General features: G+C 58.1%; 24 protein-coding genes. 14 read left to right on the top strand and 10 right to left on the bottom strand.

The features are described 5' to 3' along the window. Positions 1 to 3: 3 nt before the first annotated feature. Positions 4 to 1,371, bottom strand: coding sequence for a DUF1329 domain-containing protein (locus tag ACTWLJ_RS02315; protein ID WP_445179731.1), 1,368 nt, complete (start codon positions 1,369 to 1,371; stop codon positions 4 to 6). A 23-nt stretch (positions 1,372 to 1,394) separates the two neighbouring features. Beyond that, positions 1,395 to 3,188 carry a DUF1302 domain-containing protein gene (locus ACTWLJ_RS02320; RefSeq protein WP_445179732.1) on the bottom strand — a complete coding sequence of 598 codons (1,794 nt, stop codon included), beginning with the start codon at positions 3,186 to 3,188 and terminating at the stop codon, positions 1,395 to 1,397. A gap of 700 nt (positions 3,189 to 3,888) precedes the next feature. Here ACTWLJ_RS02320 and ACTWLJ_RS02325 point away from each other — a divergent pair. The 3 genes from ACTWLJ_RS02325 (at position 3,889) to ACTWLJ_RS02335 (ending at position 6,620) form a co-directional block, all read left to right on the top strand. Further along, the gene (locus tag ACTWLJ_RS02325; RefSeq protein ID WP_445179733.1) at positions 3,889 to 5,958 is read left to right on the top strand and encodes an S-type pyocin domain-containing protein; all 2,070 of its coding nucleotides are present in this window, start codon (positions 3,889 to 3,891) and stop codon (positions 5,956 to 5,958) included. Beyond that, complete coding sequence (locus tag ACTWLJ_RS02330) at positions 5,955 to 6,212, top strand: immunity protein (RefSeq protein WP_445179734.1); 258 nt, start codon at positions 5,955 to 5,957, stop codon at positions 6,210 to 6,212. Before ACTWLJ_RS02325 ends, ACTWLJ_RS02330 begins: the two co-directional genes overlap by 4 nt. A gap of 150 nt (positions 6,213 to 6,362) precedes the next feature. Further along, entirely contained in the window at positions 6,363 to 6,620 is a 258-nt protein-coding gene (locus ACTWLJ_RS02335) for an immunity protein (RefSeq protein ID WP_445179735.1), read from the top strand. A 42-nt stretch (positions 6,621 to 6,662) separates the two neighbouring features. Here the strand turns inward: ACTWLJ_RS02335 and ACTWLJ_RS02340 are convergent, their stop codons facing one another. From ACTWLJ_RS02340 to ACTWLJ_RS02360, 5 genes are all read right to left on the bottom strand, one after another. After that, positions 6,663 to 7,574 carry an SDR family oxidoreductase gene (locus tag ACTWLJ_RS02340; protein WP_401220248.1) on the bottom strand — a complete coding sequence of 304 codons (912 nt, stop codon included), beginning with the start codon at positions 7,572 to 7,574 and terminating at the stop codon, positions 6,663 to 6,665. A 204-nt stretch (positions 7,575 to 7,778) separates the two neighbouring features. Next, complete coding sequence (locus ACTWLJ_RS02345; protein WP_445179736.1) at positions 7,779 to 8,681, bottom strand: alpha/beta fold hydrolase; 903 nt, start codon at positions 8,679 to 8,681, stop codon at positions 7,779 to 7,781. Next, positions 8,681 to 9,463, bottom strand: a complete 783-nt coding sequence (locus tag ACTWLJ_RS02350; RefSeq protein WP_445179737.1) for a class II aldolase/adducin family protein — start codon at positions 9,461 to 9,463, stop codon at positions 8,681 to 8,683. Before ACTWLJ_RS02350 ends, ACTWLJ_RS02345 begins: the two co-directional genes overlap by 1 nt. A gap of 133 nt (positions 9,464 to 9,596) precedes the next feature. Beyond that, on the bottom strand, positions 9,597 to 10,283 hold the full coding sequence (locus ACTWLJ_RS02355) for an LrgB family protein (RefSeq protein ID WP_401220240.1): 687 nt from the start codon (positions 10,281 to 10,283) through the stop codon (positions 9,597 to 9,599). Further along, entirely contained in the window at positions 10,273 to 10,659 is a 387-nt protein-coding gene (locus ACTWLJ_RS02360; protein WP_445179738.1) for a CidA/LrgA family protein, read from the bottom strand. Before ACTWLJ_RS02360 ends, ACTWLJ_RS02355 begins: the two co-directional genes overlap by 11 nt. A 96-nt stretch (positions 10,660 to 10,755) precedes the next feature. Here ACTWLJ_RS02360 and ACTWLJ_RS02365 point away from each other — a divergent pair, with 96 nt between their 5' ends. Further along, a complete protein-coding gene (locus tag ACTWLJ_RS02365) occupies positions 10,756 to 11,643 on the top strand; it encodes a LysR family transcriptional regulator (RefSeq protein ID WP_445179739.1) in 888 nt (295 codons plus the stop codon). On the opposite strand, the gene ACTWLJ_RS02370 is transcribed toward ACTWLJ_RS02365, so the two are convergent. Beyond that, positions 11,633 to 12,088: a flavodoxin gene (locus ACTWLJ_RS02370; protein ID WP_445179740.1), complete on the bottom strand. Its 456-nt coding sequence runs from the start codon at positions 12,086 to 12,088 to the stop codon at positions 11,633 to 11,635. The two genes, ACTWLJ_RS02365 and ACTWLJ_RS02370, sit on opposite strands and share 11 nt — an antisense overlap. Positions 12,089 to 12,241: 153 nt before the next feature. On the opposite strand from ACTWLJ_RS02370, the gene ACTWLJ_RS02375 reads away from it, so the two are divergent. Beyond that, positions 12,242 to 12,718 (top strand): PAS domain-containing protein, encoded by a 477-nt coding sequence (locus ACTWLJ_RS02375; RefSeq protein ID WP_401220230.1) that lies wholly within the window; start codon positions 12,242 to 12,244, stop codon positions 12,716 to 12,718. Positions 12,719 to 12,772: 54 nt separating this feature from the next. Beyond that, positions 12,773 to 13,378 (top strand): hypothetical protein, encoded by a 606-nt coding sequence (locus tag ACTWLJ_RS02380; protein ID WP_445179741.1) that lies wholly within the window; start codon positions 12,773 to 12,775, stop codon positions 13,376 to 13,378. 3 nt (positions 13,379 to 13,381) lie between these two features. Here the strand turns inward: ACTWLJ_RS02380 and ACTWLJ_RS02385 are convergent, their stop codons facing one another. Continuing rightward, entirely contained in the window at positions 13,382 to 14,341 is a 960-nt protein-coding gene (locus tag ACTWLJ_RS02385) for a MerR family transcriptional regulator (protein WP_445179742.1), read from the bottom strand. Between the two features lie 213 nt (positions 14,342 to 14,554). Between ACTWLJ_RS02385 and ACTWLJ_RS02390 the strand changes: the two genes are divergently transcribed. The 6 genes from ACTWLJ_RS02390 (at position 14,555) to ACTWLJ_RS02415 (ending at position 17,662) form a co-directional block, all read left to right on the top strand. Beyond that, positions 14,555 to 15,124 carry an antibiotic biosynthesis monooxygenase gene (locus ACTWLJ_RS02390; RefSeq protein ID WP_445179743.1) on the top strand — a complete coding sequence of 190 codons (570 nt, stop codon included), beginning with the start codon at positions 14,555 to 14,557 and terminating at the stop codon, positions 15,122 to 15,124. 175 nt (positions 15,125 to 15,299) lie between these two features. Beyond that, the gene (gene folM / locus ACTWLJ_RS02395; protein ID WP_445179744.1) at positions 15,300 to 16,010 is read left to right on the top strand and encodes a dihydromonapterin reductase; all 711 of its coding nucleotides are present in this window, start codon (positions 15,300 to 15,302) and stop codon (positions 16,008 to 16,010) included. Between the two features lie 23 nt (positions 16,011 to 16,033). Then, entirely contained in the window at positions 16,034 to 16,594 is a 561-nt protein-coding gene (gene folE, locus ACTWLJ_RS02400; RefSeq protein ID WP_445179745.1) for a GTP cyclohydrolase I FolE, read from the top strand. Continuing rightward, complete coding sequence (gene folX, locus ACTWLJ_RS02405) at positions 16,595 to 16,966, top strand: dihydroneopterin triphosphate 2'-epimerase (RefSeq protein WP_007914273.1); 372 nt, start codon at positions 16,595 to 16,597, stop codon at positions 16,964 to 16,966. A 68-nt stretch (positions 16,967 to 17,034) separates the two neighbouring features. Continuing rightward, positions 17,035 to 17,331: a DUF1244 domain-containing protein gene (locus ACTWLJ_RS02410; RefSeq protein WP_445179746.1), complete on the top strand. Its 297-nt coding sequence runs from the start codon at positions 17,035 to 17,037 to the stop codon at positions 17,329 to 17,331. Beyond that, positions 17,324 to 17,662 (top strand): HopJ type III effector protein, encoded by a 339-nt coding sequence (locus ACTWLJ_RS02415; protein ID WP_445179747.1) that lies wholly within the window; start codon positions 17,324 to 17,326, stop codon positions 17,660 to 17,662. Before ACTWLJ_RS02410 ends, ACTWLJ_RS02415 begins: the two co-directional genes overlap by 8 nt. A 182-nt stretch (positions 17,663 to 17,844) precedes the next feature. Here ACTWLJ_RS02415 and trxB read toward each other — a convergent pair whose 3' ends face one another. Beyond that, positions 17,845 to 18,807: a thioredoxin-disulfide reductase gene (gene trxB / locus ACTWLJ_RS02420; RefSeq protein ID WP_445179748.1), complete on the bottom strand. Its 963-nt coding sequence runs from the start codon at positions 18,805 to 18,807 to the stop codon at positions 17,845 to 17,847. A 311-nt stretch (positions 18,808 to 19,118) separates the two neighbouring features. Here trxB and cysZ point away from each other — a divergent pair, with 311 nt between their 5' ends. Beyond that, the gene (gene cysZ, locus ACTWLJ_RS02425) at positions 19,119 to 19,871 is read left to right on the top strand and encodes a sulfate transporter CysZ (RefSeq protein WP_445179749.1); all 753 of its coding nucleotides are present in this window, start codon (positions 19,119 to 19,121) and stop codon (positions 19,869 to 19,871) included. Between the two features lie 43 nt (positions 19,872 to 19,914). Further along, positions 19,915 to 21,114: a glycosyltransferase family 4 protein gene (locus ACTWLJ_RS02430; protein ID WP_445179750.1), complete on the top strand. Its 1,200-nt coding sequence runs from the start codon at positions 19,915 to 19,917 to the stop codon at positions 21,112 to 21,114. Positions 21,115 to 21,126 lie beyond the last annotated feature (12 nt).

Raw genomic sequence — 21,126 nt, forward strand, 5'->3', positions numbered from 1 at the left:
GACTTATCGAACGCCCTCGGCGCGCAATGCCGAAGGGGTGAAGTCGGCAGCCTTGGCCTCGAAGCCGAATTCAAAGCTGTGTTTCTCTTCGTTCTTCATGCCCAGCGCGATGTAACGGCCGGCGATGATGTCGTAGAGCGCTTCAAGGGTGTAGGCCTGAGCCTGGTGATCGTAGTAATACTGAGCATGCCCTTCGGCCACCCGCCACAACTGCCCGCGACCGTCATAGTGGTCAGCCAGCGCCACTTGCCAGCTGTCTTCGTCGATGTACATGTGGCGCTTGGCGTAGATGTGTCGCTCGCTCGGTTTGACCGTGCCGATCACTTCCCAGACCCGGTGCAACTCATAACGGGTCAGGTCCTGATTGATGTGCCCGGCCTTGACGATGTCGTCGTATTTCAGCGTTGGCGAATCGAGTTTGTAGCTGTTGTACGGGATGTACATTTCCTTTTTGCCGACCAGTTTCCAGTCGTAGCGATCCGGGGCGCCGGAGAACATGTCGAAGTTGTCCGAAGTACGCAGACCATCGGCGGCAGTACCCGGACCGTCATAAGCCACTTGCGGCGCTCGGCGCACGCGACGCTGACCGGCGTTGTAGATCCATGCCAGGCGCGGTTCCTTCACTTGGTCGAGGGTCTCGTGCACCAGCAGCACGTTACCGGCCAGTCGCGCCGGAGCAGTCACCGATTGCTTGAAGAAGGTCAGCACGTTGGCGGCCTGTTCCGGATCGAGATCCTTCATAAGTTGCGGCACAGCGATCACTTCTTCGAAGCGTATCGGCGTGTAGCTGCCGTTGGTCTGCGGCGTCACCTGAGTGATGATCCGTTTGACGTTACCGCCGTGGTAACGGGTGATGTGGTTCCACAACACCTCGACGCCGTTCTTCGGAATCGGGAACGCGTAATAGCGATTGCCGGTGAAATTGGCCAGACCGTTACCGTCGTTGATCGTCGTTACGTTGAGTGCGCTGCGCTTGGCCGACTCGTAGATTTCCGGCGGCACGGCCACGGTGCGATGCGTCGGGTAGACCGGGATCTTGTAGGTTTCCGGGTAGCGTTTGAACATCGCTACCTGACCTTCGGAAAGCTTGTCCTTGTACTTGTCGACGTTGGACGCGGTGATGGTGAACAACGGTTTTTCACTGGCGAACGGATCAGCGAGAAAGCCCTTGCTGTCGACCGCGCCGGCATTTTTCGGGATACCACCGGTCCAGGCCGGGATCGAGCCGTCAGCGTTGCCGGCCTTCTCGGCACCGAGCGGGGTAAGACTGGTGCCGAGCTTGTTGGCTTCGTCCGGCGACACCGCGGCCATCACATTCGCCGCCAGCAGACTGAGGGCGAGAACACCGCATTGCAGAATCATCTTGCGCATTGATTTCATCCTTCTCGGGCAGATCAGAAGTTCACGCCGAAGCTCAGGGCTACGAAGTCACGGTCTTCGAGGACGTTGTAATCGCCGCCGAAAAAGTTGGTGTAACTGAGGCTCGCGGTGTAGGTGTTGCGGTAGTCGGCATCGACCCCGAGGCTGATCGCTTTGGCGCCTTCGTTGAACAGGCCGTTGGGGCCATATCCGGAAACGTCGTGCGACCACGACAGGTTGGGCTTGAGGTTGATCCCGCCAATCACGTTGGCGTAATCGAGGATCGCCCGGGCCCGATAGCCCCACGATGTCGAGGTCACGAAACCGCCGGTATCGCCGTCGAAACCATATTGGCCATACACCGAGTCACGGCCATAACGCAGCTTGTCCCGCGACTCCAGTCCACCGACTCGCACCACCGCTGCCTCACCGACCACAGTCAAGCGCTCAGCGCCCAGTACCTGATCGAAGAAGTGCGTCAGGGTGCTCTGAAGTTGCGTCACTTCCTTGCGTCGATAGCCCTTGTTGTCAGCGCCCGGAGTGGTCGCAATCGGCGATGCCGCGCCGCCGGCAATCGGGTTGAGCAGCGACAGGGTCAGGTCGTTGGTGCTGAGTTGCACCGGGGCATTCGGTCGATAGCTGATTTCGCCGGTCCACGCAGTGCCGGTGGGCAGGGTGGTGGAGAAACTGGCGCCATAGAGACGGATGTCTTCCGGGTATTCGAGGTAATACTGACCGCGCCCGAGCATCACACTCTGCGCCAGACCCGAACCGCTGCCGGGGGCCAGGCCATTGGCGATGCCGACCATGCCCGGCAGTGCCGCCAGCGTCGACAAACCGGCCGTAGTGGTGCCCACCGTCGGTGTACGGCTGTGGTAGTTCATGAAGTACAGGCCGTACTCGGTGTCATCGCCGAGCCAGCGCAGCGCCGTGCCCCACTGCCCGGAATCCCGCGCATCGCGGTCGGCGCCGCGAGGAACAACCACGCCTTCGCGGGTCACTTCAATGCCCTGTCCAAAGGCTTGGGTCAGCGGCACAAAAGGCGCGATCGCCGGGCTGCCGACCGTGTAATTGTTGTTGCAACCGTCCGCCGCTACGTCGACACCGAAGAAGGTGCCGCAGTTATCGAGAACAGTCTGATCCCACTCCAGTTGATAGAAACCTTCGACCGAGAGTTTGTCGGTCAGGCTTTGCGAACCGAACAGCATGTTCACCGGAATCAGGCCTTCCTTGATCTCCGCGCCCGGACGGCGGAACGCCGACACGTCGATCGGGTTGATGCTGTTGATCGAGTTGCCGATGAAGGTACTTTCGCCCCAGCTCACTACCTGCTTGCCGGCGCGAATGGTGCCCGGCAGGTCTGCGATGGAGTAATTGTGGTAAACGAACGCATCGAGAATCTGCCCGCCGGATGACTTCGCGCCCTCTTTGCGGCCCTTGTCGCTGATCTGTTTGAACTCGCGGTCTTCGTCCTTGAGTTCGAAGTCGTACCAATACTTGCCCCGCACGAACACACCGGTGTCGCCGTACTTCAGCTCGAGGTCGTGGATGCCTTTGAAGATCTTCGAAAAGGTCTCGCCCTTCTTGAAGTTCAAGCGTCCGTCATCACCAGTCGAAGATTGCCCGGTGCCGCCATTGACCGTGCCGACCAGCGACTTGTCGGCATCACGCAGCCCCCAACTCGCACCCACCGACAGCGACGAATCGAACGAGCCCTCGATCTCCCCGATGTTGAACGAAACCGCGTGCGCCTGGGCGCAGCAACCCAGAGCCACCACGGCGGCCAGCGCCTGCGGTGTGAAGATGGCGCGCATTGTTGTTTTTGTCATGCGTCTTCCCCGGTGAGTGACAGAAGGCCCCACCCTACTGCCGCCGCCCCGTGAGGATAAGCGCACCAAGGAGGTATTCACGTTGTCGCTCGAAAGGATGAATGCCCGCTTGAGACGGGGCTTGGCGCCGGTCATGGATCGGCTGGATGGAGGGTTATCAGCGCAGCGCATGCAGCCGGCAGAGCGGCCAGACTGTTACGCGCCCCGTAACAGTGCATGTCTGGAATCGGTATTTTTCCTACAGGCTCGAAACCGTATTCTGAGCGGGCTTTCACGGGATACCCCGTAAAGCCACAGCCACTGGCCGCTAAGCAACTCGCGCCATTGCTGACAGATTTCAGATGAATCGAAGCTTTCGGTTTGTCGCCCCGGTGTTCACTGACGTTGATTTGTAGCTCCTTGATCCAACGTCTTACCTTGGCCGCTGCGTTTGCAGCGGCCTTTTTTATGGGCGGATTTTGGCGACAGCCGCCCTCACAGCGCCAGAAACTTCCTGTCTTCGCGTAGGAGGCTTCCTTTACTGCCAAAGAACATCCCACATTTAATTTTGCACTAACGAAATTTCCCTCTCATTTAAAAGCAACTCCCCACACCCTTCTCGGACCCATAACTTCAATTTATGTCGTAACTTTTAAACCGAGACCAACGCCACCACTACAACTTGAAACTTTAAAAAACGCACATTCAAAAGGATATGAATATGCAAAGACCTCCGCAATTGGAGTTGAATGAGCCTGTCTGGACGACGGCGCCTGCACCTCCGGGATTCAAACCAACTTCACCCACCATCGATAACAATCGTTATAACGGTCGGTTTGGCACGCCACTCAATACCTCGCGATATCAGCAGGTATTGCAAAACTTCACTGGCCCTCTGGAAACCGAATACGAGGCAAGGGCCGCCCGGATTCCGCAAACCATCGAATCGGATCTAGTGGCAACACGCCTGGAAGAGCCGACGCATGCATTGCCGCCAGCAGCGGCAATCGTGCGCGAATTGGACGTACGCAATAAAGTCATCCAGCGCAAAACCGCAGAACAGCAACGGCAAATCACCCTGTCTCACCAGTTTTACGGCAGCGACCCCACTGACAAGACCGTCTATCAATTCCTCTCCCGCGCGCAAGTAGTGGACAAGGTTCTGAGCCCCAACGGTCCCGGGATGAATGTGTGGAAGCAGTCTTATCGAGCGGCACTCGAAGCAAGGCTGCTTGCCCAGACGCTCAGCGTTTTGCATCAACAACAAGCCAACATCCATAACTGGCTGGCCAGCGTGCAAGCCAATGATCGTACGCAAGCCGCAGCGGCGGAAGCTCAACGACTCGAAGCCGAACGTGCGCGAATCGTATCTGAGCAACAACGGCAAAAAGACATCGCCAACGCCCAGCGCCGAGAGCAGGAGCAATCCCGCATTCAGGAGCAGGCACGGTTAGCAGCATTGGCAGAAGCCCAACGTCTTGCTCTCGAGCAAGCGCGGAGCGCCGCCGAAACAAGTGCCCGACAAATGGCGGAGGAACAGGCCCGCCTGGACGCGCTGATCGACGCTCAGCGCCTGCTCGAAGAAGCCAGGGAGCAAGCCGAACAACAGGAACGCGATCAGCAAAGCGCGGCATCCGAGGTTCACCATGTTTTCCCTGCTTCCGGCATGGCCGCCTCTGGTCCGGCATTTTCCCTGACCTCAACGGCCATCGTGCTCTCACCCGAAAGAATCGCCGCGATACAAACGGCGCTGCGCTCAGCGGTGCAGGTCGTAACAACGGCCAGCGCAGCGGCGATGGGCTCCGTGCTGGTCGGTTTCACTGCGTTGCTGATGCCGTCTCGGCTGGGCAATGGCGAACGCTTTGCCATGACGGTCCCGCTCGCCGAACTGGCCTCGGAAGACACCCAGACCCTGCGCGAAATTGCCGACCGCCAGGGCAGCGTCGATCTGCCCGTAGGGCTGGGATACAGATCCATCGGCGCAGGAGCGGAGGTGTTTGCCGTCAGCACCGACGGTTTCGACCTGCGCTCCGATGTACCCGTGCTGCACGCAACCTACAACCAGTTGAACGACATCTATGAGACCGCCCTGCCGGACTCGCCAACCGACTTCCTGACCTGGACACCCGCAGTGTCACCGGGCAACAGTTCGACTGACCTGCCGATTGTCGGCACTGGAACACCTGCATATTCGGGTGCCCCGATTGTGCCCGTTGAAGGACGACTGGATCTGCATCCGGTGGTAGTCAAGGGCTGGCAAAACTTCATCATCGTCTTTCCGGATGATTCGGGAATTGCGCCGCTGTATGTGGTGTTTAGCAGTCCATATGACGGTGCCTCTGCAAAAGGTAAATACAGCGGTCGCATTTTCAATCCGGAAAAGGCTGGCGGGCCAATACTTGATCTGGACTGGCGCACTGCAGTCATTACTCAAGCCGGGATAGACGCGGTGAAGTTACATATCGCACGGCTCGATCAATCCGATGCCAATGACATCATGGTTCAACGTCTTGAAAAAATATTGAATCGGACGTGGGAGGTCAGTGACACGGATTTGCGCTACTACACTCATGAACTGAGGGAGCTGGAGAGGTTCCGTGTGTTGGGGCTCAGCGATGAGTTCAAGCCCGATAGAGAATCACCACTCTGGAACAATGCTCACACAGCCACTATGGAAGACTATAAGCTCCAAGATGAAGAGACGCTGCTTTATACAGAAGACGCCATCGCAGCAGCCAACAAACAGGACGAAGTATTCTACAAAAAACTGCTGAAAGGAGGTACGCAATGAATACCGTCGAGCAAATCGTAAAAAATGAATCAGTAGAAGATGTATTGACTGTTTTCGCTCTCGGCTCCGCGATTCCGTCGTTAGACAGAATGTTTGGGCGTTACAGATACGAAGTCATTGCCAGTGGTGAACTGCTTAAAACCTATGTCAGACTTTTCGAAGAAGGTGTTCTTGCCAATGGCAAAGGCCCTATCGCAGTCAAAGGCCCCAACTGGAAAGCCCCTAGGTTCATGACTGAAAACAGGCACTCCTGACTGTGAGAAACCGCTGAACACACGCAAGTACTAATCACGACCAAAAAACCAGTAGCGATGACATCTTGCCGCGCCTCAACCAACTCTATTTTTGAACGTCACCAAACAGATAGATCGAACATATGAACAACTGCTTAAAGGAACACATTAATGAACACCGTTGAGCAAATCGTAAAAAACGAAACTATCGTGGATGTTCTGACCGCCTTTGGAATTGGACTGGCTTATCCTTCACTCGACAGAATGATTGGACGGTATCGATTTGAAGTCATAGCGAACGGCGAATTGCTGAAAACCTATGCCATGCTGTTCGAAGAAGGTGTTCTCGCCAATGGTGAGAGCCCTGTTGCCATCAAGGGCCCGAACTGGAAAGCCCCGCAATTCGTAACAGAAAACAGATATATTTGATAGGTTGCTCGGCCACCAAGCCCAGCTTGGTGGCCGTACTATTTAAAGCGAATACTTCTGCAAATTCGCCATCATTTCCTTCAATGCTTCGATGTTGTCCTTCGGATGCGCCGCGCCTTCGAAGTCGCAGATCTGCTGCCAGTGCGCCGCCACATCCTCCGGCGAGAACCCGACCCGTGGATCGAATCCGGCCCCAAGGCTGCGCTCCCAGCGAACCTTGCCCATCCAGCCGCCACCGACTTCGAACAGGCCGGAAGTTTCCTGGCATTGTTCGCTGCCCAAGTACACCACCAGCGGGCTGACCAATTCCGGTTTGAGTTGTTCGAACACTTGCGGCGGGATCAGGCCTTCGGTCATCCGCGTGCCGCCAGTCGGGGCGATGGCGTTGACCAAAATGTTGTTCTTGCGGCCTTCGATGGCCAATGTGCGGGTCAGGCCGTAGAGGCCGAGTTTGGCCATGCCGTAGTTGGACTGGCCGAAGTTGCCGTAGATACCGGAAGTCGAAGCGGTGAAGATTACGCGGCCATAGTTTTGTTCGCGAAGATGCGGCCATGCTGCACGGGTAACTTTATAGGCGCCTTCGACGTGGACGCGATAGACCAAATCCCAGTCGGCGTCGTCCATTTTGTGGAACGTCTTGTCACGCAGGATGCCCGCGTTGTTAACCACCACATCGACGCGACCGAACACATCGAGTGCATTCTGCACCAGCTTGTCACCGTCGGTGACGGAGTCATGGTTGGCTTCGGCAATGCCGCCGGCCTCGCGAATTTCCGCCACCACGCGGTCGGCGGCGGAAGCGTTGGCGCCTTCGCCCTGAGCCGAGCCGCCGAGGTCGTTGACCAGTACTTTGGCGCCCTGTTTGGCGAACAACAAAGCATGGGCTCGCCCCAGTCCGCCACCGGCGCCGGTGATGATCACGACTTTATCTTCGAAACGTACAGATTCACTCATCGGGGGAGACTCCAGCAGGCCAATGGGACATTGACCCCGAGTGTCAGGCACGGGGCTTTTGGTCACAATGAACACGGCTGAGGCTGAATGGTGTGCAATAAGGCAGAGGGATGATGACGAGCCAAGATCAAAAGATCGCAGCCTTCGGCAGCTCCTACAGGAGATTTATGTAGGAGCTGCCGAAGGCTGCGATCTTTTGATCTTTCAGGAGCACGCCACTTTGCGCGGCGGCAAAACCAGTTGATCGCGAAATTCGAGATAGTGTTTGAGCACCTGCACCGGCGCTTCGATCTGCGGATAGTGGCCAATGCCCGGCAGCAGCACGGCGTCCGCATCGGCGATCAATTGGCGATAACGCTCGACCATGTGCCCACCGGAAATCGGATCGACTTCTCCGTCGATCACCCGCAACGGCACTTCACCCCGTTGCATCGCCGCGACCCAACGGTCGCGCTGCACCCGGCGCTCGGGAATGTAACCGATCAGTTTGTGCATGATCCGAGGCCCGCGATGGGTCTCGATCAGGCTCCAGAAATCATCCATCTCGCTTTCAGTCGGCAGGGTCTTCGGGCCGAAGATCTGGTTGAAACTTTTCACCAACGCATCACGAGTAAACGCACGTCCGATCATCCAGCCAAGCGGACTGAGCAGCAGTTTTTGCATAAGCAAAGGTCGATGGGTTTCCGGGAATAGCCCGCCATTGAGGAACACACAACTGGCGACGTCGATCAAACCTTCGTAATGCCGGGCGAGCAGTTCCTGAGCAACGCTGTCGCCATAATCGTGAGCCAGAATGTGCACCGATTGCTCGATTCGCAGATGTTCCAGCAACGCCTGCTGCAAATCAGCCTGTTCCAGCAAGCTGTAGCTGTGATTCAACGGCTTGGCCGAATCGCCGAAACCGAGCATGTCACAGGCGATCACCCGATACCGTTGGGCCAACGGCTGCCACAGGTAATGCCAATCCCAACTGGCCGTCGGGAAGCCGTGGATCAGCAGCAGCGGCTCACCCTGCCCCGTCGTCCAGTAACGGATCGACTGCCCACGAAAGACGAACGTCTGACTGCGTTTGCGCCAGACACACAGAGGAATCTCGGCAAGAGGCATTAGAGTTTATATCCGGGGTCTTGTTTATCGAGTTTGCGCAGCAGCGCCGGCCAGGCCAGCGCGCCACCCATGCCCTGAGCACTTTTGGTCACGCCGGCAATCATCGCTTTGGCGCCCGCGAGGATCTGCGGTTCGATGGCGATCAGGTCGGCGCCGCCGGTCTGCGCCATCACCTGGATGTCGCAGGCGCGCTGGAAGGTAAACATCATCAGGAAAGTATCGGCGATGGTGCCGCCACAGGTCAGCAGTCCGTGGTTGTGCAGCATCAGGAAATTGTTCTCGCCGAGATCGGCTTGCAGGCGCGCCTTCTCTTCGTGGTTCAGCGCCACACCTTCATAGGCGTGATAAGCCAGGCTCGACAGCACGAACAGCGACTGCTGGCTGATCGGCAACACGCCCTGCTTTTGCGCCGACACCGCCACACCCGAAGCAGTGTGAGTGTGCAGCACGCATACCACGTCATGTCGCACTTCGTGCACAGCGCTGTGGATGGTGTATCCGGCAGGGTTGATTTCGTAAGGGCTGTCCATGAGTTTGTTGCCGGCCTGATCGACTTTCACCAGGCTCGACGCGGTGATTTCATGGAACATCAAACCGAACGGATTGATCAGGAAATCTTCGGTGCCAGGCACCTTGGCGGAAATGTGCGTAAAGATCAGATCATCCCAGCCATGCAACGCGACCAGACGATAACAGGCAGCAAGATCGACACGGGTCTGCCACTCGGCGGCGCTGACCTGCGCTTTGACATCAAGAGACGATTGGACGGGGGCTACGCTCACTGTATGCACCTCTGCGTTCTTATTGTTCTGCACGTGTGTGAGCAGTCTAGTCAGGCGCAGGCGATCGCGTAGTTGCATTGCCAGCCAGCTTGATGACTGAGCGAGTCAGCCATGCAAATAGCCTGGCATCACGTCAAAGCAACGACGCCAACAACGGTGCAGCAAACAGATTCAGCAAACCGGTCAGAACCATCACCAACCCGGCCACTGAGCCCTCTTCGCCGCCGACTTCATGTGCCCGGCTGACCCCGGCACCGTGTGCGCCGACGCCGAACAAGGCACCCCGCGCCAGCGCACTGCGCAGCGGCAACCATTTCAACAGAACGCCGCCGAGCATCGCGCCGAAGACCCCGGTGAACATCACGAACACCGCCGTCAGTTCAGGCACGCCGCCCAGGTCCTGCGCCAGCGGCATGGCGAATGGCGTGGTGATCGAACGTGGCACCAGTGACATCGTCACCGAGGTGTCCAGCGCCAATGCCCGAGCCAGTCCGAACGAGGTGGCAATCGATGCCGCGCTGCCAGCGAGCATACCCAGCAGCAACGCTGACCAATGCCGCACCAGCAAGCGTCGTTGCTGCCAGATCGGCACCGCGAAGGCGACGGTGACCGGGCCCAGCACCAGCATCAGCCAATGGGTGTTGCTCGAATATTCGGCATACGCGGTATGCAGCGGCACCGCGAGCGCCAGCAACAGAACCGGCACCAGAATCAACGGCGACAACAGGTAACGCCCGGTGCGCCGATACAACCAGCGACTGAACAGGTACGCCAACAAGGTGAAGGCGAGCCAGAACATCGGCATCCATTCAAGCTTCATGGGAACGCCTCATACGCACGGCCAATTCCACGGTGAAGGCTGTCACCAGCATCACCATCAAGGTACTCGCGGCGATCACCAGCAAAATCCGCCAGCCGTCATTGCGCAGCAGCACGCCGTAATCAAGCAGGCTCATCAGCGCCGGAATAAAGAACAGCAGCATCTCGGCCATCAGCAATCCTGCGCCCAGTTGCAGCGCTGCCGGCTTGACCCAGCCAAACGCGAACGCCAGCAACAACAAACCCATGCCGATCACCCCACCAGGAATCGGCCACGCCAGCCACGCCGCGAGTTGGCAGCCGAGCAAATAAAGGCCGAGCAACACGGCCAGTTCGACGAATAAACGGGATAGATGCTTGAGGATTGTGGTGTTCATGGTTTTGCTCCTGACAGGTGCTTATTTTACGAAGCGACCTGCCATCCCTGAAGCGAATTGTTAGACTCAAAGCTATTCCAAACTGGAATCAGGTAAATGGAATTCAAACAGCTGCGCAGTTTTGTCGAAGTCATGCATCAGGGCGGTTTCACTCAAGCCGCGAAAACCTTGCACATCAGTCAATCGGCAGTGAGCAAACAAGTCGCGCAACTCGAACAGAGTCTCGGCACTCCGTTGCTCGAACGCCTGGGTTCACAGTTGCGCCTGACCGCCGCCGGCAGCGTGGTGCTGCAACGTGCTGAAGGCATGCTGCGTCTGCGCAATGAATTGCTCATCGAACTGGACGATCTGAGCCTTCTGGCACGCGGCGAATTGCGCCTTGGTTTGCCCCTGTTGGGCAGTGATGCGCTGTTTGCCGGATTGTTTGCCGAGTACCGACGGCGTTATCCGAACATCAGCATTCAATTGCTCGAAGGCGGCAGCCGTAACATCGAGCAAGCGGTGCTCAGCGGCGAGCTGGAAATCGGCGGCAGTCTTCTGCCCAAGGATGAGCAGTTCGATTTTCAGCCATTCTGCGATGAGCGGCTGGATGCGCTGCTGCCGATGGATCATCCGTTGGCGGCACGCGGTGAGATTGGTCTGGAGGAGTTGGCCGACACGCCATTCCTGCTGTATCAGCGCAGCTTCGTGCTCAACGACCGCTTGCTTCAGGCTTGCCAACAAATGGGCTTCACGCCGAAGGAAGGCGGGCGTAGCGGTCAGGCGGATTTCCTCGCGGCACTGGTCGCCGCCGGCCAAGGCGTGGTGCTGCTGCCCCGCGTGGTGGCGCGGGCACTGGAGCGACCGGGCGTGGTGCGCCTGACCTTGAAGGCGCCAGAGTATCTGCGCTGGGACATCGCCTTCATCTGGCGTCGGGGCGCCTATCTGTCGAAAGCCGCCCAGGCCTGGCTGGCGCTGCTGCGCGAGCGTGCCTTCAACCCTTGAGCGTAGCGATCAGCTCAGCCAGCCAAGGCTCGGCGTCAGTTTCCGGGGTGACGCTTTCGCTGGCGTCGATGCGCAACATGTCCTGCACTTCGCGCACACCCAGTTCAGCGAACAATTCACGCATCTGTTCACCGCCACCGCAGAAGGTGTCGCCGTAACTGGCGTCGCCCAGTGCAATCACCGCGCCCGGCAATCCACGCCAGGCCATCGGCAATTGATCGCGAATCGTCGAATACAGCGGTTGCAGGTTGTCCGGCAACTCGCCCATGCCGGTGGTCGAGGTCACGGCGAGAAACGCTTCAGGACCGAAGGACTGAATGTCCGCCAGACTCGCGCGGGAGTTGTAGAAGGTTTCAAAGCCTGCGGCTTTCAACAGGTTCTGGGCGTGGCGAGCGACTTCTTCGGCGGTGCCGTAAACCGAACCGGAGAGGATGGCGACTTTCATCAATCTGATCCTGAAACTGAAAAAAAGAGCGGCGATAGTAACAGCCAAACCGGCAAAGCTGCGATTGGATCTCAACTGGCGATAATGGCCAGTAGACAGCGCCCACCGTTCTTCTAGAATGCCAGCCTCCGACAACTCTGAATGGATTCAAAGATGATCAATGCCAGCCTGCTGCAAATGGTGATCAACGCGTCGAATGACGGCATCGTGGTCGCGGAAAAGGAAGGGGAACAGGACAACATCCTGATTTACGTAAACCCGGCCTTCGAACGCCTGACCGGTTACACCAGCGAGGAAATCCTTTATCAGGACTGCCGCTTTCTGCAGGCCGGAGACCGCGATCAGGAAAATCTGGCGCTGATCCGCAATGTTCTGAAGGACGGTGGATCGTGCCGGGAAATCCTGCGTAACTATCGCAAGGACGGCACGCCGTTCTGGAATGAACTGTCGCTTTCGACGGTAAAAAATGCCGATGACGGACAGACTTATTTCGTCGGCGTGCAGAAGGATGTGACCGTTCAGGTCAAGGCCCAGCTGCGTGTGGCGCAACTCGAGGCCGAGGTAGCAGCCTTGCACGCTGAGCTGGCCGCCCTGAAAGCGACGAACGGTGAAAACAAAGCAGCGAACTAATTGTCATTAACTACAATCACCAATGACTTTGTAACTATTTCTTACGAGTTAACCATGCAGCGCGACGCCCTTCTCACTCAGGATGAGCTGGATTTCATCCAGACCATGCAGCACAACCCGCAACTCAATGTGCGGGATGCGACGTCGAGCCTGCTGGTAAATGGTGGTTCACAGATCCGCGATTTGCTGACACGCCTGGCCGCTCACGAGCAAGTGACGATCCAGGCGAACTTCGAAAATCAGCAAATGACCTTCCCGCTGCATCTGGTCGAAGACGAGTTTCACGCGCTGCATCTGCGTCTTGGCGTACCGAGCATTTACGAAGACGGGCCGATGGTTCGCCCATGGCGCCTGGCGCTTGAAGAGCCGGTAGCACTGGAAAACGCCAAGGGCCAGCCGGGCATGATGTGGGTGCACGAGGTGTCGCACAAAGGTGTGCTGCTGGAAATGCGCAACAAGACCAAACCACCCCGACATTTCGCCCTGTGGTTCAGCCCTTCAGGTTATGAGCGGATTTCATTGCGCGGCAACTTCGAACGAGAAACCGAACAAGGCTTTTACGCCTACGAACTCAGCCAGACCGATAGTGACGAAACCGAACGCCTGCGCCAGTTCATCCTGCAACAACATCGCCTGACCCACCCCGCCCTGCACACCTGAGATTCAGGTATCGAGCTTACCCGCGAGAATCTGCGTCATCCGTTGGCGCATGGTGGCGCCTTCATTGCCCAGGCAGCCGATTGAAGTCTCGCCAAGGCTTTCCTGCGCCAGATCGGCCGCGTCGCCCGCCAGCAACAACTGACAATCGAGACTCAACGCCAGACGGTTCAAGCGTCGCGGCAGTTCCGGGGCCGGAGCATGATTGGAAAACAGCACCAGGGCCTGAGGCTTGATCTTTTCGCAGACCAGCATCAATTCGTCGAACGGCTGGCCGGTGGTCAGTACCCGAACGCCCGTTTCGCCACCGCTGAGAAACAGCGCGGCCACCAGCAATTCAAGCTCCCGGCATTGCCCGGCCAGAGCACTGACGATGATTTTGCGTGGTTGAGACGAGCGTAAGACGAGGATTCGCTGCAACACCTTGGTCCGCAGAAAACCATCGAGAAACAGCCACTCACTGGTCTGTCCGAATGCATCCTGGCGCTGCAGCAATTGCCGCCACAGCGGCAGCAGAATGTCTTGAAACACCACTGGCAATGAGTAGGAAGAGAAGATCTGACCGTAGACCCGGTCCAGTTCGACATCATCAAAGGCGCTCACCGCACTTTGCACTTGATGCTGCCATTGCCGGTAATCGGCCTGCACCAGATCATCGGAAATGATATGCGCCAGCGCTTTCAAGGGTTCGGTCTTGGCGAGGATTTTGCCGATCTTGCTCACGGCGACACCGCGATCGATCCATTCGACAATATTACGAACACGCTCGATATCGGTCATCGAATACAACCGATGCCCACTTTCGGTGCGTGTTGGTTGGATCAGACCGTAACGCCGTTCCCAGGCACGTAGCGTGACCGGATTGACGCCAGTCACCCGCGAGACTTCGCGGATAGGGAATAAATCTTCGCGCTCAAGCGCGACAGATGCCTGCGAAGCAGGCTGCATATCCGTTATGACAGGCATTGTGCGTTAAACGTCCGTGTTGGTGAATTGGATCCCATTCTACTCCCGTTGCCCCTTTGTCGTTCAAGCGATGATCTGCGACGAAAGTAGCTGGTTAAATCACGAAAATCAGGAATAATCCTTGCTTGTTGAAAAACGCAGGGCCACTACCCCGGCCCTTCGTCTGGCGAATTTCCTACCCGGAATGACGCGCACGTAATACGGAGATACATAATGTCTACTTCCCCCGTCACGCTCATGGTCGCCCGTCGCGTCGCTGATGGCCGCTATCAGGATCTGATTGCCTGGCTGCGCGAAGGCGAACAACTGGCCACCGACTTTCCCGGTTATCTCGGCTCAGGTGTGCTTGCGCCACCGCCGGGCGATAACGAATTCCAGATCATTTTCCGCTTTGCCGATGAGCAGACCCTGCACGCCTGGGAACACTCGGCCTCACGCACTGCGTGGCTGGACCGCGGCAGCGATCTGTTTGCGCATCCCAAGGAACATCGGGTCAGCGGTATTGAAGGCTGGTTCGGTGCCGTCGGTCAACGTCCGCCGCGCTGGAAACAGGCTGTGGCTATCTGGCTGGCATTTTTTCCGGTGTCACTTCTATTCAATTTCGTACTGGGGCCGTTGCTCGGTGAAATGAGCCTGCTGCCACGGGTGTTCATCAGCACGCTGTGCCTGACGCCGTTGATGGTCTACTTCTTCATTCCGCTGTCGACGCGCTTGCTCGCCAACTGGCTGAACAACACGCCTGTGCGCCATCTGCCTGCCAAACCCGTCTCGCAAAACCAGTAACCCCTTCTGTGGGAGCGAGCTTGCTCGCGAAAGCGGTGTTTCAGTAACGCAGATATTGACTGACACAACGCCTTCGCGAGCAAGCTCGCTCCCACAAGGGCAGGTAAACCTCGGGATAGGTGTACGCCTGCCGTCGCTGTTATAGTTTTTGCTCCAACCGCGACCCGAGCCGTTCATGACCTCTTCCGCAGCCCCGATCCTCATCACCGGTGCCGGCCAGCGTGTCGGTCTGCATTGTGCGCAACGTCTGCTCGAAGACGGTCAGCGAGTCATCTTCACCTACCGCAGCGAACGCCCCGGCGTGCAAACCCTGCGCGATCTCGGTGCTATCGGCCTATTCGCCGACTTCTCCAGCGAGGCATCCATTCTCGCCTTCATCGCCGAACTGAAAACCCACACCGACTGCCTGCGCGCCATCGTGCATAACGCCTCCGAATGGCTGGCCGAAACGGCGGGTAACGAAGCCGAAGCGTTCAGCCGCATGTTCAACGTGCACATGCTCGCGCCCTATCTGATCAACCTGCATTGCGCCGACTTGCTACATCGTTCAAGCCCCGCCGACATCGTCCACATCAGCGACGACGTGACCCGCAAGGGCAGCAGCAAGCACATCGGCTATTGCGCCACCAAGGCCGGGCTCGACAGCCTGACGCTGTCCTTCGCCGCCCGCTATGCGCCGGCGATCAAGGTCAACACGATTGCCCCGGCCCTGTTATTGTTCAATCCAGACGACGACGCGGCGTACCGTGCCAAGGCGCTGGCCAAATCCGCGCTGGGCATCGAGCCCGGCAGCGAAGTGATCTACCAAAGCCTGCGCTATCTGCTCGACAACTCTTATGTCACCGGCACGACACTGACCGTCAATGGCGGACGGCACGTCAAATAAAGCCGCCCCCGCGAGGATGTTCCATGACCCGCTCACTGCCCGAGAATTACCGCGACATCCTGATCGGCCTCGGTGAAGACCCCGACCGAGAAGGATTGCTCGACACCCCGGTACGCGCGGCCAAGGCCATGCAATACCTGTGTCACGGCTACGAGCAGAGTGTCGACGAGATCGTCAACGGTGCGCTGTTCGCGTCTGACAGCGATGAGATGATCATCGTCGCGGACATCGAGTTGTACTCGCTGTGCGAACATCACCTGTTGCCCTTCATCGGCAAGGCCCATGTGGCTTATATTCCGACGGGCAAGGTGCTGGGGTTGTCGAAGATTGCGCGACTGGTGGACATGTTCGCCCGCCGCCTGCAGATTCAGGAAAACCTCACCCGGCAGATCGCCGACGCGGTGCAGCAAGTCACCGATGCCGCCGGCGTCGCCGTGGTCATCGAGGCCAGACACATGTGCATGATGATGCGCGGTGTCGAAAAACAGAATTCGACCATGAACACCTCGGTCATGCTCGGCGCGTTTCGCGAGTCGAGCAACACCCGCCAGGAGTTCCTGCAATTGATTGGACGGAGCAAGTAAATGCCACAACTTCAGCCGGGAATGGCGCGCATCCGGGTAAAGGATCTGCGCTTGCGCACCTTTATCGGGATCAACGAGGACGAAATCCTCAACAAGCAGGATGTGTTGATCAACCTGACCATTCTGTATGCCGCGCAGGAAGCCGTACGCGACAACGACATCGACCATGCGCTGAACTATCGCACCATCACCAAGGCAATCATCGCCCACGTGGAAGGTAATCGTTTTGCGCTGCTTGAGCGCTTGACTCAGGAGTTGCTGGATCTGGTGATGAGCAACGGTTCGGTGCTGTACGCCGAGGTCGAAGTCGACAAGCCGCATGCGCTGCGTTTTGCCGAGTCTGTATCGATCACGCTCGCGGCAAGCCGCTGAGCGTGTCTGGCGCATTGGCCGCCAGACTTTTATCATCCGCACCACGATTTGACTGCACAGAGCCCATCATGACCGAGCAACAACGCCTCGAACTCGAAGCCGCCGCCTTCCGCCGGCTGGTCGCCCATCTGGACAGCCGCAAGGACGTGCAGAACATCGACCTGATGAACCTTTCCGGGTTCTGCCGCAACTGCCTGTCCAAGTGGTACAAGGCAGCGGCCGACGAGCGCCAGATCGAGGTCAGCCTCGACGACGCCCGTGAAGTGGTTTACGGCATGCCTTACGCCGAGTGGAAAGCCCAATTTCAGCAAGAAGCCAGCGCCGAACAACAAGCGGCGTTCGCCAAAGGAAAACCCGATGCCTGATCTGAACACCCTGCGCGCCAGCCTCAACAGCGGCGAACACGCTTTCGCTGACACCCTGGCCTTTATCGCCGGCGGTTACGCCTACCAGCCTCAGGCGTTCAACAACGGCGGCGTGGAAAACGCTGCCGGACAGAACGAAGGTTCGTGCAAGACCCTTGGTCTGGCGCTGCTGGAAGGCTTGAGTGATGAAGAAGCGCTGCTGGCTTTCGGCGAACATTATCGTTCGGTAGTGGCGACACCTGAAGGCAGCGACCACGGTAATATCCGTGCGTTGATCGCTCACGGTCTGGCCGGCGTGAAATTCACCGCCCAACCCCTGACCCGCCGCTGATCTCAGGGCCAGACACACTCCTGTGGGAGCGAGCCTGCTCGCGATATCGGTGTATCAGTCGACTCATATGTTGAATGTAAAACCGTTATCGCGAGCAGGCTCACTCCTACATTTGTTTAGTGGTGGCTGTGAATTACGGGCATAAAAAAACCGGCCGAAGCCGGTTTTTTTGTGTCTGCGATTTAGAACGAAGCGTTCTGCAGACCGTCCAGGTAACGCTCGGTGTCCAGTGCCGCCATGCAGCCGGCGCCGGCCGAGGTGATCGCCTGACGGTAAACGTGGTCAGCAACGTCACCAGCAGCGTAGATACCTTCGACGCTGGTCGCGGTAGCGTTGCCGTCACGACCGCCCTGCACCACCAGATAACCGTCTTTCAAGGTCAACTGGCCTTCGAACAGCGAAGTGTTCGGGGTGTGACCGATGGCGATGAACACGCCGTCGACGGTGATTTCGTCGAAGCTGCCGTCGTTGTTCTTCAGACGTGCGCCGGTCACGCCCATGTTGTCGCCCAGGACTTCGTCGAGGTTGGCGTTCAACTTGAGAATGATCTTGCCTTCAGCTACGCGAGCGTTGAGCTTGTCGATCAGGATCTTCTCGGCGCGGAAGGTTTCGCGGCGGTGGATCAGGGTCACGGTGCTGGCGATGTTGGCCAGGTACAGCGCTTCTTCAACAGCGGTGTTACCGCCGCCGACTACAGCCACTGGCTTGTTACGGTAGAAGAAACCGTCGCAGGTTGCGCAGGCCGAAACGCCTTTGCCCATGAATGCTTCTTCCGACGGCAGACCGAGGTAACGGGCGCTGGCGCCGGTTGCGATGATCAGTGCGTCGCAGGTGTAGGTCGCGCTGTCGCCGGTCAGGCTGTACGGCTTGGAAGCGAAGTCCACGGCATTGATGTGATCGAAAACGATCTCGGTTTCAAAACGCTCGGCGTGCTCGCGCATACGCTCCATCAGCACCGGGCCGGTCAGACCGTGGACGTCGCCCGGCCAGTTGTCGACTTCGGTGGTGGTGGTCAGTTGACCGCCAGCCTGCATGCCGGTGATCAGCAGCGGCTTGAGGTTGGCACGGGCGGCATAGACTGCGGCGCTGTAACCGGCAGGGCCGGAACCGAGAATAATCACTCGCGAATGACGGACTTCAGACATGACCTGCTCCTGTTGACCGCGCCGAAAACCTGACGCGGAACGCCGGGCTGCCGGCGGGAATAAAAAAGGACCGTAGAAAACCTTGGGGAAGGCTTGAGCTCGACAGTCCTGTAAAAAGTTGGGTGCAGCGTATCGAGGGGGGCAAGATTAAGGAAATACGGATTAACAATCCAGCTCATAGGTGGTCTCTATGCCGACACACTGACGAGATGGACGTCTTTGTTACAGTGAATGTCGATCGCTCTGCCGCGCTTTCGCAGGTTGTGCAAAGTCGGTAAGGTCGGCGCGTTTTCCCTTGCTCGGAGCACCGTATGCCCGCACCCGCTCTCTCTGGCCCTCAATATTTGCGTGAAGGCCTCAAACTGGTTCTCAGCCCGGGCCTGCGCCTGTTCGTGTTGCTGCCGCTGGCAATCAACCTGGTGCTATTCGTCGGATTGATCTATCTGGCCGGCCACCAATTCAGCCTGTGGGTCGACACCCTGATGCCATCGCTGCCTGACTGGCTGAGTTTTCTAAGCTACATCTTGTGGCCGCTGTTCGTGGTGCTGGTCGGACTGATGGTTTTTTTCACCTTCACCATGCTCGCCAACGTAATCGCTGCGCCGTTCAACGGTTTTCTCGCAGAGAAAGTCGAAGTGGTCGTTCGTGGCACCGACGATTTCCCGGCCTTCAGCTGGGGCGAACTGATCGCCATGGTGCCACGCACCCTGGCCCGGGAAATGCGCAAGCTCGGCTACTTCCTGCCACGCGCCATCGGCCTGCTCATCCTGTCGTTCATCCCGGTGGTGAACATCGTCGCCGCACCGCTATGGCTGCTGTTCGGCGTGTGGATGATGGCGATCCAGTACATCGACTACCCGGCGGACAACCACAAACTCGGCTGGAACGAAATGCTCGCCTGGTTGCGCCAGAAACGCTGGCAGAGCATGAGCTTCGGCGGCATCGTTTATCTGGCGCTGCTGATTCCGGTGGTCAACATTCTGATGATGCCGGCTGCGGTGGCGGGAGCGACGTTGTTCTGGGTGCGTGAGCGTGGTGCAGAGAATCTAGTCGCCCAACGCTAAACCGACAGTCACAAATCCATCATCCGAACGTCACAGCGTCGACATGGCCTCAGCTGACACTGATGCCATGACGACAGCTCTACATATCACCCTGATCAGCGAAACCTTCCCTCCGGAAATCAACGGCGTGGCCAATACCCTTGGTCGTTTGTGCGATGGATTGCGCGCGCGCGGGCATCAGGTGGAGCTGGTGCGGCCGCGCCAGGGCGGCGATCCGCAGCGTTGCGAGGATGATGCGCTGTTGTTGTGCCGGGGCTGGCCATTACCCGGTTATCCGGGGCTGCAATGGGGGCAGTCGTCGATGCATAAACTGCTACGGCGCTGGAAGCGTCATCGTCCTGATGTGCTCTACATTGCTACCGAAGGCCCGCTCGGCTTGTCGGCATTGCGTGCGGCGCGGCGTCTGGGGATTTCGGTGGTGAGTGGTTTTCACACCAACTTTCAGCAATACACCAGCCAGTACGGCCTGGGCTTGCTGACGCGTTTGCTCACGCATTACCTGCGCTGGTTTCACAATCGTTCGAGCATGACCCTGGTACCGAGCATCAGCCAGCGGCTGGAGCTGGAGCGGCGGCACTTCGAACGTTTGGCGTTGTTGTCCCGAGGTGTGGACAGCCAATTGTTTCACCCGACCAAACGCATGAACGCGTTGCGCGAGCAATGGGGTCTGTCAGAGCAGGACCTGGCGGTGATTCATGTAGGACGACTGGCCCCGGAAAAGAATCTTGGCTTGCTTAAACGCTGTTTCGAGAAGCTGCGCAGCACTTATCCACAGCGCAATCTGAAACTGATTGTGGTCGGTGACGGGCCGCAGCGCCTGGCGCTGGAAAAGGAACTGCCGGAAGCGATCTTCTGTGGTTCACAGCGTGGCGAAGCGTTGGCCGCTCACTATGCGTCGGGGGATGTATTTCTGTTTCCCAGCCTGACCGAAACCTTCGGCAACGTGGTGCTGGAAGCGTTGGCATCGGGGCTTGGTGTGGTGGCTTACGATCAAGCGGCGGCGGCGCAACACATTCGTCATGGTTACAACGGTGTGCTGGCGATGCCGGGGGATGAGGAGGCGTTTTGCGACGCGGCGACTTGGTTGCTGGAGGAAGATGAGACGTTGCGCTGCGTGCGGCTGAATGCGCGGCAGCATGCGAGTCGGCAGGGTTGGGCGGCCGTCATCGAGCAGTTTGAAAGCCATTTGCGTGAGGCTTGTGTGGGTGAGCAGGTTGTTCCGAATGCTCAGACATTGCCCTGAATTCATGCTGCC

Source organism: Pseudomonas sp. McL0111, assembly GCF_052567255.1.

Bases quoted from the DNA above. Each gene is read 5' to 3' on its own strand.
- ACTWLJ_RS02370 (WP_445179740.1), bottom strand. From the start codon at position 12,088: ATGAAAGTCGCCATCCTCTCCGGTTCGGTTTACGGCACCGCCGAAGAA.
- ACTWLJ_RS02390 (WP_445179743.1), top strand. From the start codon at position 14,555: ATGTCTACTTCCCCCGTCACGCTCATGGTCGCCCGTCGCGTCGCTGAT.
- ACTWLJ_RS02340 (WP_401220248.1), bottom strand. From the start codon at position 7,574: ATGAGTGAATCTGTACGTTTCGAAGATAAAGTCGTGATCATCACCGGC.
- folX (WP_007914273.1), top strand. From the start codon at position 16,595: ATGCCACAACTTCAGCCGGGAATGGCGCGCATCCGGGTAAAGGATCTG.
- ACTWLJ_RS02320 (WP_445179732.1), bottom strand. From the start codon at position 3,188: ATGACAAAAACAACAATGCGCGCCATCTTCACACCGCAGGCGCTGGCC.
- ACTWLJ_RS02380 (WP_445179741.1), top strand. From the start codon at position 12,773: ATGCAGCGCGACGCCCTTCTCACTCAGGATGAGCTGGATTTCATCCAG.
- ACTWLJ_RS02325 (WP_445179733.1), top strand. From the start codon at position 3,889: ATGCAAAGACCTCCGCAATTGGAGTTGAATGAGCCTGTCTGGACGACG.
- ACTWLJ_RS02415 (WP_445179747.1), top strand. From the start codon at position 17,324: ATGCCTGATCTGAACACCCTGCGCGCCAGCCTCAACAGCGGCGAACAC.
- ACTWLJ_RS02385 (WP_445179742.1), bottom strand. From the start codon at position 14,341: ATGCCTGTCATAACGGATATGCAGCCTGCTTCGCAGGCATCTGTCGCG.
- trxB (WP_445179748.1), bottom strand. From the start codon at position 18,807: ATGTCTGAAGTCCGTCATTCGCGAGTGATTATTCTCGGTTCCGGCCCT.
- ACTWLJ_RS02430 (WP_445179750.1), top strand. From the start codon at position 19,915: ATGGCCTCAGCTGACACTGATGCCATGACGACAGCTCTACATATCACC.
- ACTWLJ_RS02375 (WP_401220230.1), top strand. From the start codon at position 12,242: ATGATCAATGCCAGCCTGCTGCAAATGGTGATCAACGCGTCGAATGAC.
- ACTWLJ_RS02315 (WP_445179731.1), bottom strand. From the start codon at position 1,371: ATGCGCAAGATGATTCTGCAATGCGGTGTTCTCGCCCTCAGTCTGCTG.
- folE (WP_445179745.1), top strand. From the start codon at position 16,034: ATGACCCGCTCACTGCCCGAGAATTACCGCGACATCCTGATCGGCCTC.
- ACTWLJ_RS02365 (WP_445179739.1), top strand. From the start codon at position 10,756: ATGGAATTCAAACAGCTGCGCAGTTTTGTCGAAGTCATGCATCAGGGC.
- ACTWLJ_RS02345 (WP_445179736.1), bottom strand. From the start codon at position 8,681: ATGCCTCTTGCCGAGATTCCTCTGTGTGTCTGGCGCAAACGCAGTCAG.
- folM (WP_445179744.1), top strand. From the start codon at position 15,300: ATGACCTCTTCCGCAGCCCCGATCCTCATCACCGGTGCCGGCCAGCGT.
- ACTWLJ_RS02410 (WP_445179746.1), top strand. From the start codon at position 17,035: ATGACCGAGCAACAACGCCTCGAACTCGAAGCCGCCGCCTTCCGCCGG.
- ACTWLJ_RS02335 (WP_445179735.1), top strand. From the start codon at position 6,363: ATGAACACCGTTGAGCAAATCGTAAAAAACGAAACTATCGTGGATGTT.
- cysZ (WP_445179749.1), top strand. From the start codon at position 19,119: ATGCCCGCACCCGCTCTCTCTGGCCCTCAATATTTGCGTGAAGGCCTC.
- ACTWLJ_RS02360 (WP_445179738.1), bottom strand. From the start codon at position 10,659: ATGAACACCACAATCCTCAAGCATCTATCCCGTTTATTCGTCGAACTG.
- ACTWLJ_RS02330 (WP_445179734.1), top strand. From the start codon at position 5,955: ATGAATACCGTCGAGCAAATCGTAAAAAATGAATCAGTAGAAGATGTA.
- ACTWLJ_RS02355 (WP_401220240.1), bottom strand. From the start codon at position 10,283: ATGAAGCTTGAATGGATGCCGATGTTCTGGCTCGCCTTCACCTTGTTG.